Origin of the sequence: Bradyrhizobium sp. 76 (genome assembly GCF_023073025.1) — a bacterium.
GTDB lineage: Bacteria > Pseudomonadota > Alphaproteobacteria > Rhizobiales > Xanthobacteraceae > Bradyrhizobium.
In genome coordinates this window covers 722,181-738,684 of record NZ_JADPIS010000090.1, presented here as the reverse complement: position 1 = coordinate 738,684, position 16,504 = coordinate 722,181, and the positions used below count along the sequence as shown (strand labels likewise).

The 16,504-nt window shown below is 64.5% G+C and carries 15 protein-coding genes; 4 read left to right on the top strand and 11 right to left on the bottom strand.

What is annotated here, in order from left to right:
- Positions 1-291: 291 nt before the first annotated feature.
- From IVB48_RS20090 to IVB48_RS20050, 9 genes are all read right to left on the bottom strand, one after another.
- A complete protein-coding gene (locus tag IVB48_RS20090) occupies positions 292-1,461 on the bottom strand; it encodes a Gfo/Idh/MocA family oxidoreductase (RefSeq protein WP_247402095.1) in 1,170 nt (389 codons plus the stop codon).
- A 49-nt stretch (positions 1,462-1,510) separates the two neighbouring features.
- Positions 1,511-1,822: a septal ring lytic transglycosylase RlpA family protein gene (locus IVB48_RS20085; RefSeq protein ID WP_007601095.1), complete on the bottom strand. Its 312-nt coding sequence runs from the start codon at positions 1,820-1,822 to the stop codon at positions 1,511-1,513.
- A gap of 103 nt (positions 1,823-1,925) precedes the next feature.
- Positions 1,926-2,768, bottom strand: a complete 843-nt coding sequence (locus tag IVB48_RS20080) for a CmcJ/NvfI family oxidoreductase (protein WP_247402093.1) — start codon at positions 2,766-2,768, stop codon at positions 1,926-1,928.
- Positions 2,769-3,093: 325 nt separating this feature from the next.
- Entirely contained in the window at positions 3,094-4,032 is a 939-nt protein-coding gene (locus IVB48_RS20075; RefSeq protein ID WP_247402091.1) for an ABC transporter substrate-binding protein, read from the bottom strand.
- Positions 4,029-5,129, bottom strand: coding sequence for an LLM class flavin-dependent oxidoreductase (locus tag IVB48_RS20070; protein WP_247402089.1), 1,101 nt, complete (start codon positions 5,127-5,129; stop codon positions 4,029-4,031). Before IVB48_RS20070 ends, IVB48_RS20075 begins: the two co-directional genes overlap by 4 nt.
- A 29-nt stretch (positions 5,130-5,158) precedes the next feature.
- Positions 5,159-6,331 (bottom strand): acyl-CoA dehydrogenase family protein, encoded by a 1,173-nt coding sequence (locus IVB48_RS20065; RefSeq protein WP_247288124.1) that lies wholly within the window; start codon positions 6,329-6,331, stop codon positions 5,159-5,161.
- Positions 6,325-7,125: an ABC transporter ATP-binding protein gene (locus tag IVB48_RS20060; protein WP_247402087.1), complete on the bottom strand. Its 801-nt coding sequence runs from the start codon at positions 7,123-7,125 to the stop codon at positions 6,325-6,327. The genes IVB48_RS20065 and IVB48_RS20060 overlap by 7 nt, the downstream gene beginning before the upstream one ends.
- Positions 7,119-8,141, bottom strand: coding sequence for an ABC transporter permease subunit (locus IVB48_RS20055; protein WP_247288122.1), 1,023 nt, complete (start codon positions 8,139-8,141; stop codon positions 7,119-7,121). Before IVB48_RS20055 ends, IVB48_RS20060 begins: the two co-directional genes overlap by 7 nt.
- Complete coding sequence (locus IVB48_RS20050) at positions 8,119-9,222, bottom strand: ABC transporter substrate-binding protein (RefSeq protein ID WP_247288121.1); 1,104 nt, start codon at positions 9,220-9,222, stop codon at positions 8,119-8,121. The genes IVB48_RS20055 and IVB48_RS20050 overlap by 23 nt, the downstream gene beginning before the upstream one ends.
- Before the next feature lie 475 nt (positions 9,223-9,697).
- Between IVB48_RS20050 and IVB48_RS20045 the strand changes: the two genes are divergently transcribed.
- Complete coding sequence (locus IVB48_RS20045) at positions 9,698-10,678, top strand: ABC transporter substrate-binding protein (protein WP_247288120.1); 981 nt, start codon at positions 9,698-9,700, stop codon at positions 10,676-10,678.
- 382 nt (positions 10,679-11,060) lie between these two features.
- Positions 11,061-12,155 carry a catalase family protein gene (locus IVB48_RS20040; protein ID WP_247288119.1) on the top strand — a complete coding sequence of 365 codons (1,095 nt, stop codon included), beginning with the start codon at positions 11,061-11,063 and terminating at the stop codon, positions 12,153-12,155.
- 5 nt (positions 12,156-12,160) lie between these two features.
- On the opposite strand, the gene IVB48_RS20035 is transcribed toward IVB48_RS20040, so the two are convergent.
- Positions 12,161-15,232 carry an AAA family ATPase gene (locus IVB48_RS20035; RefSeq protein WP_247402085.1) on the bottom strand — a complete coding sequence of 1,024 codons (3,072 nt, stop codon included), beginning with the start codon at positions 15,230-15,232 and terminating at the stop codon, positions 12,161-12,163.
- 201 nt (positions 15,233-15,433) lie between these two features.
- Between IVB48_RS20035 and IVB48_RS20030 the strand changes: the two genes are divergently transcribed.
- Positions 15,434-15,613, top strand: a complete 180-nt coding sequence (locus IVB48_RS20030) for a hypothetical protein (protein ID WP_027570836.1) — start codon at positions 15,434-15,436, stop codon at positions 15,611-15,613.
- Entirely contained in the window at positions 15,610-15,813 is a 204-nt protein-coding gene (locus tag IVB48_RS20025; protein WP_027570835.1) for a hypothetical protein, read from the top strand. The genes IVB48_RS20030 and IVB48_RS20025 overlap by 4 nt, the downstream gene beginning before the upstream one ends.
- Before the next feature lie 4 nt (positions 15,814-15,817).
- Here IVB48_RS20025 and IVB48_RS20020 read toward each other — a convergent pair whose 3' ends face one another.
- Positions 15,818-16,273 carry a hypothetical protein gene (locus IVB48_RS20020; protein ID WP_027570834.1) on the bottom strand — a complete coding sequence of 152 codons (456 nt, stop codon included), beginning with the start codon at positions 16,271-16,273 and terminating at the stop codon, positions 15,818-15,820.
- Positions 16,274-16,504 lie beyond the last annotated feature (231 nt).

Below are 16,504 nucleotides of genomic sequence, written 5' to 3'. Positions count from 1 at the left end.
GTTTTCCTGCATCGCCCACTGGTGGCCGAACCGGGACAGGACGGCATCGTCGTCGCAAGCCCGGAGCAAGCCATGCGAAACCCGAAGCCCTTCACAGTCCTTCAGCCGATCCCCGGCCAGAGCCCGAAGCCGCTGTTCACAGTCTGCGCCTATTCGCTCGATCAGGCTCGCGCCCTTGTCGCGGCAAGGTCGCGAGCGAGACCAGGCGACGCACAGCGCTTCTCATTGACGACACTCGGGAGGCGCTGAATACGGACGCACCGGGTTCAGCTAGATCGGCGTTGTCACGCCCTACAACACCACCCGCCGTCCCTCCTCCGCCGCCCAGTAGCCCGCGTAGTTCACCTTGATCGTCTCATACGCCAGCGCGAGGTCCGACAGCGGCTGCCGTCCCGTCGCGGCGCATTCCACGAAGTCCTGGATCTCCTGGAGATAGCCGCGTGTCCACTCCTCTTCGAGGCAGACATATTGCCAGCCGGTTTTGCGGTCGACCTTCTCGGTGATGTAGACGGAGGCGAGCTTCTCCTCGGAAGTCTGGTAGCTCATCAGATGAGTGTTCGGCGTGATGTTGGCGAACAGCGAACCGCCTGACGTGTAGGTCTCGATCAGATTGCGCACGCCGCCCATGATCATGTCGCCGGAGAACACGGTGGCCTTGGTGCCGTCCGAAAACGTCGCGGTCAGCGTGCCCCAATCCTCAACGTCAACAGGATTTGCCTTGATGTAGGTACGCTCCTCCGGCTTGAGGACGGCCGTGACGTTGCCGACATCGCCGGTGACGCTGGCGACGCGGATGGTCTCGCCGCGCGCCTTGGCCTCGACCTGCTTGAGATACAGCACGGCGGAGAGCGGATGGCAGCCCATCCGGATCAGCGAGCCGCCGCCGGTCATCGCCCATTGCGCGGCATGGGCCGCGTGCGAGCCGGAATGGCTCTCCTCGCCCTTCATGAACAGGATTTTGTCTTTGGTCGCTCTTAGAATCTCCGCGGTCTTGGTCACCGCGGGGGCGTAGATCCAGTCCTCGGCATACATGAAGAGCTTTCCGGTGCGCTCGATCGCGGCACGCGTGGCGTCCATCTCTTCCAGCACGCGCTCATACATCAGCGCCTTCAGCACATGCTTGCCGATCGGCTGCCGGTCGCCGTCGCGGCCGAAATAGCCGGCGAACGGCTTTTCGCAGATCACGTGCTTGCCGGCCTGCATGGCGGCGACGATCATTTCGGCATGCAGATTGGGCGGCGTGCAGATGTCGATGACGTCGAGCTCGCGGTCTGCGATCAATTCGGCGAAGCCGCGATAGACCCGTGGGATCTGGTGGCGCCCGGCGAATTCGACGACGTGGTCGCCGCGCGCAGCGACCGCCGCGACCTCGACATCCACGCCGTAGACGCGCCGGAACGCATACATATGCAGCTCCGACACGAAGCCGCAGCCGACGAGTCCCACCCTGATCCTGGCCATAGCGCCCCCTGACCCATGCTTTGGGCGGCACTATAGCGCGCCGGCGGACCTATTCCACCGAGACCCGCACCACGCCGGCGCTCATCATGCCCAGCGCCTTGGCGGCCGGCACCGAGAGATCGACGATGCGGCCGCGGATGAAGGGGCCGCGATCGTTGACCCGGCATTGAATCGAGCGGCTGCCGTACGACACCCTCAGCACGCTCCCGAAGGGGCGCGTCCGGTGCGCGCAGGTCAGCTCGCCTTTTCCGGCTTTTCCGTATCCGTAATAGGAGGCAAGCCCGCTCTCGGCCTGGGCAAAGGAAACTGCAGAAAGCGAAAAAGTGGCAAGGCAAGAAAATAGCGTGGTCTGCGCTCGCACGGCACCACTCCCGGTTGGCCCTGCCCCGCGCAGCAACGTTTGTTGGTTCCCGTGGGTTCCTCAGGCGCCGCCGGGTCGCGGCCGGCGGGGCCATCACACATTGTTACTGTTTGTGAAACACGAGCGTCCGAACCTCGATACTTTCGCGCGGTGCCGCATCGGCCGGCGTAGTGGGATCGACGAACGCGGTGTGGGGCCCGAAGCGGGTGCGGCCGTCCGTCGCGGAATCGTAGCACTTGAGCAGCAGCGCTTCGTCCGCCGTCATCTCCGGGAAATAGAACCAGCGATGGTTTGGATTGTATTTCACCGAATAAGTCTCGCCGCGACGGTTGGGATAGATCAGGTCGGAGGCGACGAGATCGTCGGGCGCGATCGTCGTGCCGTCGGCCATCGCCAGCGGCGAATCGCGCAACGGGCCGCGGATCGGCCGCCACAAATTGATCACCTGGACGCGGCCTTTGAGCAGCTCCTCGGCCTCATCGGGCAGATGCTCGCGCACACGGTTGGCGCCCGAGACGGCGGTCTGGTCGACGTGGACGCGTGTTGCCGGCTGACGCGGGCCACCGTCGCGAATATCCGCGGCGCCCTCGACCCGCCTGCGCACGGTATGATCGAAGATAACGACGCGGTCGGCTTTCAGCGTTGCGCGCAGGAAGGCCTCGACGGCGGGATAGACCGCCCTCACCTCTTCGTCGTTGCTGAAGTCCTTCACCTGGGTTGGATGCCGCACCAGCGCAAAGCCTTCGCGGTCGAGCGAGAAATTCTGCGCGATCAGTCGCGCATCGAAGATCGGGACCTGATGCGGCTCCGGCAACGACGTGCTCTTGGGCTCGCCAGGCGGCGGATCGAAGGCGTAGGTACGCGGCTTGCCGGAAACCGGCGCGAGATAGTTGAGTTCGGCGGTGACGAAGGGAAGCGATTCGATTTTTGTTTCTTGCAGGCCCATGGCCGGTCTCCCGATGTGGTCGTCGTTATGATTTTTGCCGGGATGGAGCGCGGCGCAAGGGAGGTCGTGCAAATAGCAACGCGGGTGTTGTCATGAGCGCGGAATGCAGAAGGATCGTTTCGAGGAAAGACCAACGCTCGCCGCACTCCTTCTCCCTTGCGGGAGAAGGTGGCGCGAAGCGCCGGATGAGGGGTTCTATCGGCTCACTTCAATGTGAGAGACTACTCGCGGAGAGAACCCCTCACCCGTCTCGCCGCTACGCGGCGAGCCACCCTCTCCCGCAAGGGGAGAGGGGTAAGCGTCGCGTCCGGGACACCCGGGTGCCCTACAGCCCTGCCTTCGCAATCGCATCCGAGAACGAGCGATCTACGACCTCGGCCGCATCGAGCTTCTGCTTGATAAAGCCCCAGCGAAAATAGAGATCGATCGTGCTCTGCTCGTCCGCGACCACGCCGTCATCGATCGGCGCGATCCGGATTTTTGCGCGCGACAGCCAGTTCTGCGGCACGGCGGTCGGGATGTTCATCAGCCTGCCCCAGGTTGCCGCATAGCTGTCGATATCGTTCAGCGACCACGCCCGCGCCGCGGTGAGGCGTCGGATGAAGTCGGTCAGCTCCGCGCGCTTGTCGCGGATCGCATCGGGCCGCGCCACCTGAAAGCTCAGCCCCGGCGTCAGACCCTCCGAGGTGATGACACGGCGCGACTTGAACAACACCTCCTCCTGGCTGACATAAGGCTCCCAGGTCGACCACGCGTCGACGGAGCCTTGCGTGTAGGCGATCTTGGCATCGGACGGCGCCAGGAACGCAATCTGCACGTCAGCCGCAGCCCAACCGTTCTTCTCGAGCGCGGCAAGGATCAACTGGTGCCCGATCGAGCCACGGCCAGTCGCGATCTTCTTGCCGCGCAAATCCGCAAAGCTCTTGATCGGCGAATTCTCGGGCACGAGGATGGCAAGCCCCTCGCGCGTCTGCCGGATCGCGGCGATCGCCTTCACCGGCGCGCCTGAGGCGGCGGCGAAGGTGAAGGGTGCGTCGCCAACGAGCCCGGTCTCGATCGCGCCGGCGCTGAGCGCTTCGAGCAGCGGCGCAGCCGCGGGAAATTCCTTCCACTCGATCTTGTACGGCACGTCCTTGAGCACGCCCGCCGCTTCCATCACGGCCTGCGAATTGCCCTTCTGGTCGCCGACGCGCAAGGTGGTTTGCGCCGCTACCAGGTCGAACGAGCCGAACAGCAGCGCGCCGGCCAGCATGAGGCGGATCATTCCGCCGCCTCGCCGCGAACGGCCTGCCGCTTGGCGATCACCTCGCGCGTCAGCGGGATCAGCTCGCGGCCGTATTCGATGGCGTCGATCAGGGGGTCGAAGCCGCGGATCAGGAAATGGCTGACGCCGAGGTCGTAATAGTCGCCGAAGACCTCGGCGACCTGCTCGGGCGTGCCGACCAGCGCGGTGGTGTTGCTGTTGGCGCCGGTGAGCTTTGCGATCTCGGTCCACAGCCGCTTGTCGATGCGGCTGCCCTGGTCGGCGAGCGAGAGCAGGCGCCGCGCGCCGGCGGTGGCATGGCCGTCAGCGGGCTTGCGATAGCCGGTCTTGTCCTGGAGCGCGGTGGCGCGCGCAAGAATCTCTTCCGCCTTGTCCCAGGCCTGCTTCTCGGTCGGGGCGATGATCGGCCGCACCGAGAGGCTGAATCGCGGCGTCGGACGGCCCTGCCTGACGGCCGCATTGTGAACGCGCGCGGTGACGTCGCGCACCTGCGCGTAGGATTCGCCCCACAGCGCAAAAGTGTCGGCATGCTTGCCCGCGACGTCGATCGCAGCGTCGGAGCCACCGCCGACGAAGGTGTAGATGCCGGCCTTCTGCAGCGGCTTCACCTGCGAAAAACCATTCTCGACGTTGTAGTACTTGCCGCTGTAGTTGAACGGCTTCTCGCTGGTCCATTCCAGCTTCACCACATCGAGAAACTCGCTGGTGCGGGCGTAACGCTCGTCCTTGTCGTCGAGCGTGTTGCCGTCCTGTCTGAGCTCGGCTGCATTGCCGCCGGTGATGACGTGCAGCGAGACGCGGCCTCCATAGAGCTGGTCAAGCGTCGCCAGCTGCCGCGCGAGCAGCGTCGGCGCGGTAAAGCCCGGCCGCTGCGCGATCATCACTTTTAACGACTTGGTGATGGTCAGCACATGCTGGGCGACCTGGAGCGCATCCGGCGTGGTCGAATGGAACGCCAGCAGCGCGCGGTCGAAACCCGCGAGCTCATGCGCCTTCGCGACGGTCTCGATATAAACCGGATCGAGCACCGGACCCTGACGCACGATGGTCTCGGACGCATTACTGTTGGCGATAAAGCCGATGAACTCGATCGACATGATGTTCTCCCTGAATGTTTGGCGGCAGGCTAGAGGCCCAATGCGGCACGGCCGAGGCCGGTGCGCGTGGAATCGTCCTGCGGCGTGTGCACGCGACCGCACAGGACGTCGCGATAGTGCCGCTCCAGCGGATTGGCGCGGGACAGGCCGTGATTGCCGGTCAGCGACAAGGCCTCCTCGACCGCGGCGACGGCGTTGTTGGTCACGGTCAGCTTGATGACGTTGGACTCGGCCGCCGAAAGCGCGACACCGTCGTCGAAATCAGCGGCGAAGGATGCGATCAGCCGTGCATTGACGGCGAGCCGCGCCTCGATCGCGCCAAGAATCTCCTGCGCGCGCGGCAAGGTCGCAAGCGGCGCTCCCAGGCTGGCCGGCACGCGCTGCTTCAGGAACCCGACCAGCCAGTCGCGTGCAGCCCGCGCAACGCCGTCATAGATCGCGGCGACAAAGATCGTGTGGACGGTCGCCTGCGCGACATCGGGTGCGCGCCAGTCCGCCGGCTTGCGCACGTCGATCTCGGCATCGAGAGGTATCACGACGTCGTCGAAGATGACGTCGTGGCTGCCGCTGGCCCGCAGGCCGTGGTGATCCCAGGTCTCGACGATACGCGTGCCCGGCAGGCCCGCCGGCACCAGGAACTGTCCGACGCGCGGCTCGGCTTCGTCCGTCCGCGCCCAGACCAGATACCATTTCAGGATCGGCGATCCCGTCGAATAGATCTTGTGCCCCGAGAGCCGCCAGCCGGTCTCGGTCCGGCGTGCAATGGTCGCGGGCAGGCCGCCGCGCGCAGGCGAACCCAGTTCGGGCTCGACGCGGAGTGCGTTGACGAGCGCAAGGTCTTCGACACTCTCGCGCGCGAGCTTGCGCGACAGCCGCGCCGGCCAGGTCGGGCTCCGTGCCATCACCAGATGGTTGATGTAGTGCATTGACAGCACCAGCGCGGTCGACGGATCGGCCTTGCCGATGATGCCGAGGACGCGTGCGGCGTATCGTGCGCCGGCCCCGGCGCCGCCATGGGCGGCAGGCACCGTCAGCGACAGCAGGCCTGCCTCGGACAGCTCGCGAAAATTCTCGAACGGGAAGCTTCCGGTCCGATCGTACTCGGCCGCACGGGCAGCGAAAGCCTCGGCCAGCGCTTCGGCACGTGCGATGTAGTCGGGTTCGTGATGCGCCGCGCGCCCCTTGGCGATCGGAGTTACCATGTGGCGTCCAATCCGAGCAGGCCAAGAATCTGGCGGCGCAAATCGGCCAGATACGGATCACCGCGATGGCGCGGATAGGGCCGGTCGACACGGATATCGGCCTTCACGCGCGCCGGGCGGTCGCTGAACACGATGACGCGGTTGGCGAGCACCAGCGCCTCCTCGGCGTCATGCGTCACCAGCAGCGTGGTAAAGCCCTTGCACTGCCACAGCGAGACCAGCTCGGCTTGCATGGTGATGCGGGTCAACGAATCGAGCTTGCCCAGCGGCTCGTCGAGGATGAGGATTTTCGGATCGTTGACCAGCGCGCGGGCCAGTGCGACGCGTTGCGCCATGCCGCCCGAGAGCTGGTGCGGATAGGCATTGCGGAAGGACGATAGCCCCACGAGATCGAGGGCGGCATCGACGCGGTGACGCTGGCTCTTCAAGATGCCCTGCGCCTCCAGCCCGAGCGCGACATTGTCCCAGACTGTGCGCCAGGGAAACAAGGTCGGATCCTGGAACACGACAACGCGCGACGGGTGCGGTCTCGTGATGCGCGCCTCGTCCTCGCGCAGCGTTCCGGATCGGGGCTTGTCGAGGCCTGCGACGAGGCGCAGCAGCGTGGACTTGCCGCAGCCGGAGGGACCGAGCAGCGCAACGAACTCGCCCGGCTCGACGGAGATGCTGACGTCGCTGAGCACCGGCAGCTCGGCGCCGTCGATGTCGAAGGCGTGGCTGACCTGCTCGATGTCGAGCGCGGCGCCCGCGGCCGAGTGAGCGTCGATTTCAGCCAGTGCAGTTGCGGCTACCATTTCACGGTCCCCTTCTGCCAGACCAGCAGGCGATCGCGGATCGCAAACAGCAGCGTGATCGCGCCGGAGCAGAGCAATGACATCACGATCAGCGCCGCATACATATTGGCGTAGGCGGCCCAGCCCTGCGCCCATTGCAGGTACCAGCCGAGGCCGGCCTTGACACCGATCATCTCGGCGACGACGAGCACGGCAAAGGACGAGCCGAGCCCCATGAACAGGCCGACGAAAACGTGCGGCAAGGCCGCGGGGATTGCGACCTTCAACACCAGGAAGGACGGCTTTGCCCCCAGCGTCCGCGCGACGTCATAGTAGGCGTTGCTCACGCTCGCGACACCCGACCAGGTCAACACGGTGACCGGGAACCCCGTTGCCAGCGCGATCAGAAAGGTAGACGCGCTCCAGCTTGACGGGAACGTGAAGAAGGCGATCGGCAGCCACGCGGTCGCCGGCAGCGGGCCGATGAAGCGCAGCACCGGGTGCACCCAATAGCCGACCGCGCGCGACCAGCCGATCGAGACGCCGGTCAGGAAGCCGACCGTCGCGCCGATCAGATAACCGCCCAGCTGGAGCTTGACCGAGGCGAACACGCTGTCGAGCAGTTTCGGCAGATCGTCGGTGTAGACCTCGATGATCGACTGCGGCGGCGGGAAGAACGGCAATGGCAGCCAGGCGAATTTCGCCGTCGCGACTTCCCACAGGGTCAGGACGACGCCGAGCACGACGAGCCACGGCGCGCGCTGGCGCAAGGCCCGGCCCGTCGAACCGAGGTAATCGGCGCCGACCGTCCCGAACAGCGCGATCGCTGCGATGACAAGTGCGGCAATGCCGAGCGAATGGGTCCGCGACCAGTCGCCGACGTCCTCCCACCACAGGCAGGACAGTCCGAAGGCAATCCACGCCACGCTGGCGAGAATGCCGACACCGGAGTCCCGGACCCAGCTCGTCAGCCACGGTGCGCGCGAGAGGCGCGGCGCGCCGGAGGCAAGGCCGTCAGACAGCGAATACGTCGACATAGATGCGCTCCGCAAATCTGGCCGTATCCGTGCTCTGCTTGAACACCTGCACGCTCTTGAGATCGTCGGCATAGGCCTTGAGCTCGCGCTTCAGGACTTCGCCGACGGGGTGATGGTGATGAGTGTGGTAGCGCACCATACCCTCGATATCCGTGAGCGACGCCGTCTTCGGCGCGTAAGGCTGGAACGATTTCGCCGTCACTGACGGATTTTGCGCAGTGAACATCGCGGCATCGAGCAGCGCCTGCGTCAGGGCGCGCGCGACCAGCGGCTCCTCGCGCACCAGGCTGCCGCGCAGGCCAAGGATACAGCAGCTCTTGTCGCGATATTCGCCATCGAGATTGGAGGCGACCTCCTTGTACTGGCTGTCCTTGAGCCAGAGATAACCCAGCGGGTCGGACGACAGGAAGGCCTGCACCTCGCCCTTCTCGACGGCGACGTTGAGAAGGTTGCCGGGATAGGCGCGCCAGTCGACATCCTTGTTCGGATCGATACCGAGCTTGGCGAGCTGAATGGAGAAGAAATTCTTGTCGGGGCCGCCGAGATCGCCGACCGCGACGATCTTGCCCTTGAGATCGGCAAGCTTGCTCACGCTGGAATCGGCGCGCGTCAGCACCCGCATGCAGCCACCATGGGTGCCGGCGGCAATCTTGACGTCAAAGCCCTGCTCCAGCGGCTTCAGCCAGCGGAGCGCCATGCCGAGCCCGGCATCGCTCTTGCCGGTCGCAATGGCCTCGAGCAGCTGGTCGGTCGAACCGGAATAATTGATGAGTTCGATGTCGAGATTGTGCTTCTGGAAGAAGCCGTGCTCGATGGCGACCGGCACCGGGGCGAGACAGACCGCGCCGGCGTTCCAGGACAGCTTGAGCTTGCGCGGCGCCCCGGTGAGCGCGGGCACATCCGACGCCGTCCGGCACAGCGGAAACTCCGAGAGATCGACGCCGGGCGCGATGGCCCGCGGCGCAAAGGCCTGTGCCGCACCGAAGGCACCGAGCGGCGCAGCGAATGCCGCAGCTAATCCCGCCTGGAGCAAATGGCGCCGGTCGAGCCTCGATCCGTCGCGCTTGTCATCGTCGTTCATCCGTCTCCACTCCTGCGCTGGCACGGCTCCGCCATCGGCACAACGGCTTGCGTTGCGCCTGTTCCGTGCGGAGCTGCGTCAAGAGAAATTCTTTTCGCCAGCGCCTGCTCGGTGCCTTGATGCGATGCGCAAATCATGCGGCGCGTTCGCCGTATCGTCAATGAAATGGAATTTCGAATGTGGCACGAAGCGAAGTCATTCTCTCCATCTGCGCGTGCAAGGACGATGAAAGGATTTCCGCCGATGCATCGGTTGGCGGAGACCGGCGCGACTCCCTCTGCTGCTTCATTTTTGCGCAGCTTCGGCCGTACATCCCGCACGTTCTCGAAAGCAGAGCTTCGTTGAAACGTCCTTGCTGATCGCGCGCGCAATACGGTTAGCCATTTCATTGACCGCGCATCGCGCGATCATAGACTTGATCGTCTCGCTGCATCGTTCGCTCACGCGTCGTGGGCAAAGCAACAAGACAGGCCACATGAGCATCAACTCCCTCGATCATTCCATCACGCGCCGGCTCGCAGCATCGCTGCTTGCCGCCGCCATCACCCTGTCGACGGCCGCCGCCTCGTTCGCGGCCGACGCAATCGTGCTGCGCGTCGGCGACCAGAAGGGCGGCAACCGTTCGCTGCTCGAGATCTCGGGCTACGCCAAGGATCTGCCCTACAAGATCGAGTGGTCGGAATTCCCCGCGGCAGCTCCAATCCTGGAGGCGCTCAACGCCGGCGCGCTCGACGTCGGCTACACCGGCGACCTTTCATTCCTTTCGGTCTACGCGGCCGGCGCGCCGATCAAGGCGATCGGCGGCACCAGGTCGGATGCGAAGACGCAAGCCATTCTCGTACGTCAGGATTCGCCGATCAAATCGGCCGCCGACCTCAAGGGAAAACGCCTCGCCGGCACGCGCGGCGGCTGGGGCCAGTTCCTGATCGACGCCACGCTGGAGAAGGCCGACATCAAGCTGGAGGACGCGACCTTCGCGCCGCTCGGCCCGGTCGACGCCAAGATCGCGCTGGTCGCGGGTTCTATCGACGCCTGGGCGGTGTGGGAGCCCTACGTCTCTTTCGCGACGCTCAAGGACAAAGCCCGCGTGATCGCCAACGGCGAAGGCCTGACGCCGACCATCACCTTCATCGTCGCCTCCGACAGCGCCATCACCACCAAGCGCGCGGCGGTGCAGGACCTCGTGCAGCGGCTAAACAAGGCGCGGCTGTGGTCGCTGGATCATCTCGGCGAATATGCCAAGAGCACGGCCGAGTTGACCAAGCTACCGGAGGACGTGCTGTTCTCGGCCTACACCGCGCAGCGCACCAGCCCGATTCCGATTGATGAGAACGTCGTGAAGGAGGTGCAGGAAGCCTCGGACCGCTCGACGCGCTACGGCATCCTGCCGAAGAAGCTCGACGTGAGCAAAGCCGTCGACCGCAGCTTCACCGCTGCGGCCGCGGGATCGAACTAGAGCAGAGTCGGCGGGATGCGCGCGCTTCGTCTCAAGGCGGGCCCGCTGCATCTCGCCGCGATCGTGCTCGCGCATTTGGCCTGCATGGGCCTGATCGTGTGGCTATCGCTTTAGACGCCAGCCAGGGCCGCCGTTCGCCGGCCCGGCCTTAAGGAAAAGATCAGGACAACATAAGGAGCCCATAAGGACTTACGAGACGCCGTTGGCCTAGCATCGACCGTGTGATCGCGTCGGTAACAGGATGCCTCATCCCACGGCTTGTCCAGGCAATCACAACTCGCTCTCGGGTTGCCGATCCCGACTGGACGGGCTTACAGTGATCCGCCCTGCGGCCGTCGACGCTTGCAATGGGAAGGCGACCTTCGGGCTGGAGATCAGCGCCATGTCAGCCGATCAGTACCTTCGTTACGACCCGTCCGTCGAACACATCCGGCCGGAGGAAGCGGCGGCCGTCGAGGCGATCGTTGCTTCGATTTCGCGAACGAGCGATCGCACTTTTCACAAAGACAAGCACGGGACCCGACAGCAGCACGCCAAGGGCGCCGGCTATCTCCGGGGCGAGCTGATCGTCTACGACGATTTGCCGGATCATCTGCGCCAGGGCCTGTTCAAGCAGGCTGGCCACTTCCCGATCATCGTCCGCCTCTCCACCGCATTCAACAGGAGCGATCGCGTACGCTCGCCACGGGGATTTGCCATCAAGGTCCTGGGCGTGACTGGGGCTAAGGCGCTCGGCGACGACGATACGACGAACCAGGATCTCCTGCTCGTCAATCACCCCAGCTATTTCGCGGATGCGATGGCCTATATGCGCGCACAGCAAAAGGTCGAGCACACCCTGTTCCTGCCTGATCTGGCGTACGGACCCATAGGCTTTTTGGCGCGCGTCCTGGTCGCCGCATCGGACAGAACAGGCATTCCGATCCCGATCGTCTTGAAAGCGCTCGGTGATGCCGGCAGCAATATCCTCGGAGAAACCTTTCATACGGAGGGAGCATTGCGGTTTGGCGATTATATCGCAAGGCTTCGCCTGATACCGATCTCGGCGTCGGTTCGCCAACTCACCGGCCAGCCCTGCCACGATGCCGATGATGCCGTGCTGAACAGCGTCGTTGCGTTCTTCAAGGACAATGCGGCCGAGTACGAACTGTTTGCCCAGCTCTGCACCGACCTGGAGCGAACACCGATCGAAGATGCCTCGATCGACTGGCCCGAAGACGTCGCGCCGCCGCAAGCACTCGGCAAGATCACGCTTCCGCGCCAGACCGCCGACAGCCCCGCGCGTCGCGTCTATTCCGACGAGGTGCTTTCGTTCGACCCATGGCGATGTCTCGCCGCGCATCAGCCGCTCGGCTCGATCATGCGGTTGCGCAGGGATGCCTACCGTGCCTCCCGCACGCGGCGGCAGCAGCAAAATCAATTCAAGGTCAAGCAACGGCCCGGCGAACCACGGGAGATCGCGGACCTGCCGGATTAAACTGGTCACCGTCCCTCATGATTGGACCCGTTGTCCCGGCCTGCGTCGAAAAATGACGCCGATCGCAGCGGATCGCCGGGATCGAGCGTCTCTGCCAGCGATGCGATCACCTGGCTGGAGCGGTCCTGCCACTTGGCAGCCCTTTGCGCTTGTCCGAGGCTCTCATAGAGCACCGCGGTCGTGCGATAAACCCGCCAGCTGGCATGCGGCAGCCTGGCATGGCGGAGGATCGAAATGGCCGTCAACAAATGCTCGCCGGCGACTTGCGTATCCTGCTTCAGGATCGCAATTCTCGCCATGGCCTCGTAGCACAGCGCGAGAAACGGCCGGTCGGGTGCCGCGCTCGTCACCTCGTGAAACTGGCTGGCCCATGTTTGCGCGCGGTCCAGATCGCCGGTCGCGATCCAATAGTCGCAGCAGGTCAGCAGATAATGCGGGATAACCAGCGACTCCATCGGCACCCGGTCGACCTCCATCCGCCGCTCCATCGCATCGAGATGCTGCCGCGCCCGAGGCAGGTCGCCCATCCGGACATAAGCTCGCGCCAGCAGGTTCCTGCCAACGAAGAAGGTGAACGGATTGGCCTCGATCATTGGGCCGAGCGCATCCTCCGCACGCCGTGACGCGCTGCCATATTCCTCCGCCTCGGAATACAGCCATCCGATCGTGAGATGACACAGCGCGACGGCCTGCGGATTTGCATTCCGCTCCGAGATAGCCAACGCGGAGACGACGTTTCGTTGCGCCCGTCCCCATTCACCGAGATAAATCTGGGCAAAGGCCTCGACCGATTCATAGAGCACGAACAGATAGACGTCACCGACCAGGCGGGCGAGCTCCTTTCCCCTGGTCGTCGCATCGCAGCAGGCCGGATAATTCGCGCGCAGGAATTCCAGCACCATCTCCATCGAGCAGCGCCGCAGCCGCATGCTCAGATCCTGCTCTCCGGTGATCAGTGCTGACGCACGCTCGGCAAGGTCGGCATTCTCGCGATCCCAGCCGCGGAGCATCAGCTTCAAATTGGCAACGTTGCCCTGGACCAGAGCGCTGAACGCCGCGTCGTCGATCGCCCGGCTCTTGACAAGCGCCTGTTCCGCAACAGGCAGGCTCTGGCGGCGATCGACGTAGAGACAAAATCTGCTGAGATCGACCAGCGCGTTCACCTCTTCGCGCACGTGCCCGTTCTCCGCCGCGTGCGCGACGACCGCGCTGAGATCCTGCAGCGAATTCAGGAAATCTCCACTGGCCCGCCAGGCCCAGGCGCGCTGAAGCAGCAACTTCAGACGTGTCGTCACTCGAAACTCCGGCGGCAGATGCGGCACCAGGTCCAAAGCGCGGGACAGGTAATTGGCGGCCTCGCGCGTGCTGAACCTTCGCGCCGAGCCCTCGGCCGCCGCGCCCAGATAATGCATCGCTTTCGGGAAATCGCGGCCCAGTTCGAAGTGGCGCGCGACAACGGCGGCGAGCTCCACAGCCTGCGGCCCGTAGCCCTGCTCGATCCCCGCCCCAAGCAGCGCATGGGTTTTCGTGCGGCGCGCCGGCGCGAGCCGCTGGTAGAGGATCTCCTGGTAAAGCGCGTGCTGGAACGCATAGCGACCGGAGACGCCTCCGTTCGGCCACTCGGTCATGCCGGCAACGACGATGACGCGATCGGTCCGCGCCAGGTCCTCGCACATCTGCTCGACATCCAGCACGGGACGGTCCAGCGCACCGGCGATATGGAGCGCCGAAAACTCCGCTCCCGCCGCACTGGCGACCTCGAGCAGGCAGCGCTCGTCCGCGGTGAGGTGATCGATCTGCTGCTTGATCATTCCTTCCAGATCGCGCGGCATGCTGTCCTGCGAGGCCGCGTCTTCACTGACCAGCCGCCAGCCCAATTCGTGCTCGACCAGCGCGCCTTGGGCCACGAGATGATCGAGCAGAGACGACACGAATAGAGGATGCCCGCCGGTTCGCGCGAAGATGCGCTCGACCAGCTCTCTGGCGAAATCGGCCGAGTTGAAGCGCAGGGACAGATAGCGTTCGACGTCGGTGCCGGTCAGTCGATCGAGCGCGAGCTCGGTGGCGTGTCCGTGAATCCGCAAGTCCTGGTGAACCGCACGGATAGGATGTCCGCCGACGGCGACTTCCATCGGCCGATACGTGGCCAGCACGAGGATAGAAGCCCTCCGATCCCGCCGCGCCAGCCGGGAGAGCACATCCACGGTGGCAAAGTCGCTCCAATGCAGATCTTCCAGGATGATCACCCATGGTCGCGTGACGGCGAGATGTTCCATGAGATCGGCAAATTCGCGCAGCATGCGCTCCCGGGTTGCGCCAAAGACCTCGTGCTGGAATGCGGCCCGGTCTGCGTCGCCGAGGAAACCGGGCATTTGCGCGAGCCAGGTCGGGGCGTGCTCGCGGATCGAAGTCAGCAGCGATGCTCCATCGGTTCGACGGCAGCACTCGTTCAGCGCGCCGATCAGCGGAAGAAAGGCCTCATGGGTGCCGAACAATTCGTTGCAGCTACAATGCAGCACGCCCAGTCCCTGCTGGTTCATCCTCTCGAGCGTCATTTGCAAGAGGGTGGTCTTGCCGATCCCGGCCTCGCCGGTGATGAAGACGACCTGACGCTGTCCGGTACGGGCGAGTTGCAACGCCTTGTCCAGCGTATCGAGTGCCCCAGTGCGCCCGACCCTCCAGTGCCGGCGTCGATCGACGGCCTGCTCCGTGGCGGACGCCGCCTCCTGTTCGCGCGCTCGCTCGATCGCAGGCAATTCGACGGTCGCGACCGCCGCAATGAAGCGATAGCCGCGCCGCGTGACTGTCTCGATGTAATTGGGGGACTGCCTGTCGTCGCCGAGCACCGAGCGTAGCGCGTTCACGGCAACGGCGAGGCTCGACTCGCTGACGTGCAGATCGGACCAGACCGCGTCGAGCAACTCTTCCTTGGTGACGAGCTCACCGGGCCGACCGACAAGATGGCAAAGAACCTCGAACGGCTTCGGCGCCAGCGCGATCCGCTCCCCGCCTCGCCACAATAGCGCGTTGGCACGGTCGAGGCGGAATTCACCAAAGGCAAGCGCGTCTGTACGCACGGCTCCGACCCCCGGATGCTCCCCCACCTTAAGGGAAAGCTCAGCCAAATGTAAGGACACGATAAAGACCTGCGCCCTGCGCCGGCACTAGCATTGGCCTGTCCATTTCAGAGACGCCGGCAAGGCGTCGGACGGCCTTTCATCACGCTGTCATTTCAGTCGACAGGCAGTCGATGCCTGAATTTTGGCAAGGAGTTGGCCATGAGCATTTTAAGACATTTGGCGATCCCGCCTCTCGCTTTTGCCATTCGCCATTACGACGTCAGGGTGATATTGGGCATCACCGTCCTCAGCCGCGTCTTCCTCCTCGCAATCTACCTTGCGTGCGGCGGCCCGGGCCTGTCCGAGTTCGATCTCGCCAACACCATCGCGCTGCCATGAGCTCGGGACCGCTGGAATGGTGCATCGAGATCGCGATCATCGTCGCGATCTGCATCGGGATTGTCGCGGGCGGGCATGGCCGGCTCGTCGTGCCGCATCACCGGGTTCAACGCGCGCAAGCCGATCGGGCCGCTTGCCTGCAGCGGCCCACAAACCTCTTCGGCATCGTGGCGCTGCGGCGAGGCGGTCCGCCCGTTTGATCGATCACCAATATCCGCGGTGATACGCCCGGTACGGCCGGTAGTAGCCGTAGCGCGGACCGTAATATGGACGATAGGCGCGATAGCCGTAATAGCGGGGACGCGCGTAGTAGCCGCCATAACCGTAACCCGGTCCATAGCCACCATAATAGGCAGGAGCATAGCCGTAAGCCGGCCCCGGGTATCCGTAGCCGCCATAATAAGGCCCGCCGCCATAGTAGCCGTAGCCGTAAGGCGAGCTGCTGGCGATGGCGCTACCGATGATCGCACCGGCTGCGAGGCCGCCAATGCCCCATCCAAAACCTCGGCCGCGCCAATACACCTGCGTGACATCATCGCCGGCCGCGGCCTTCATGGTCGCGACATTCGTGGGCATCGGGCCCGCAGCGGCCGGCTCGATTTGGCCGGCCATGACCGCGCCGGCCAGCGAACAGGCAATTGCCGTTTTCCAGATCCTCATCGTCTTACTCCCTGTCTGACGTTTCGCTTGGACATGGACGCAGCCCATGATCGGGCATCCTGGCGCAAGGTCGAAGCCAGAAATTCGGCCTCGAGTTTGCGTGCACCGCACAAGACGCATGCCTCCATTCTGATCAACCGGTATCCGACGGGCTCGACGACCTCGCCGCGTGTGACACCGGCAGGACGGTGCTGGGGCCCGATGACCGCGGCAAAGCATTAAGCTTCCGGC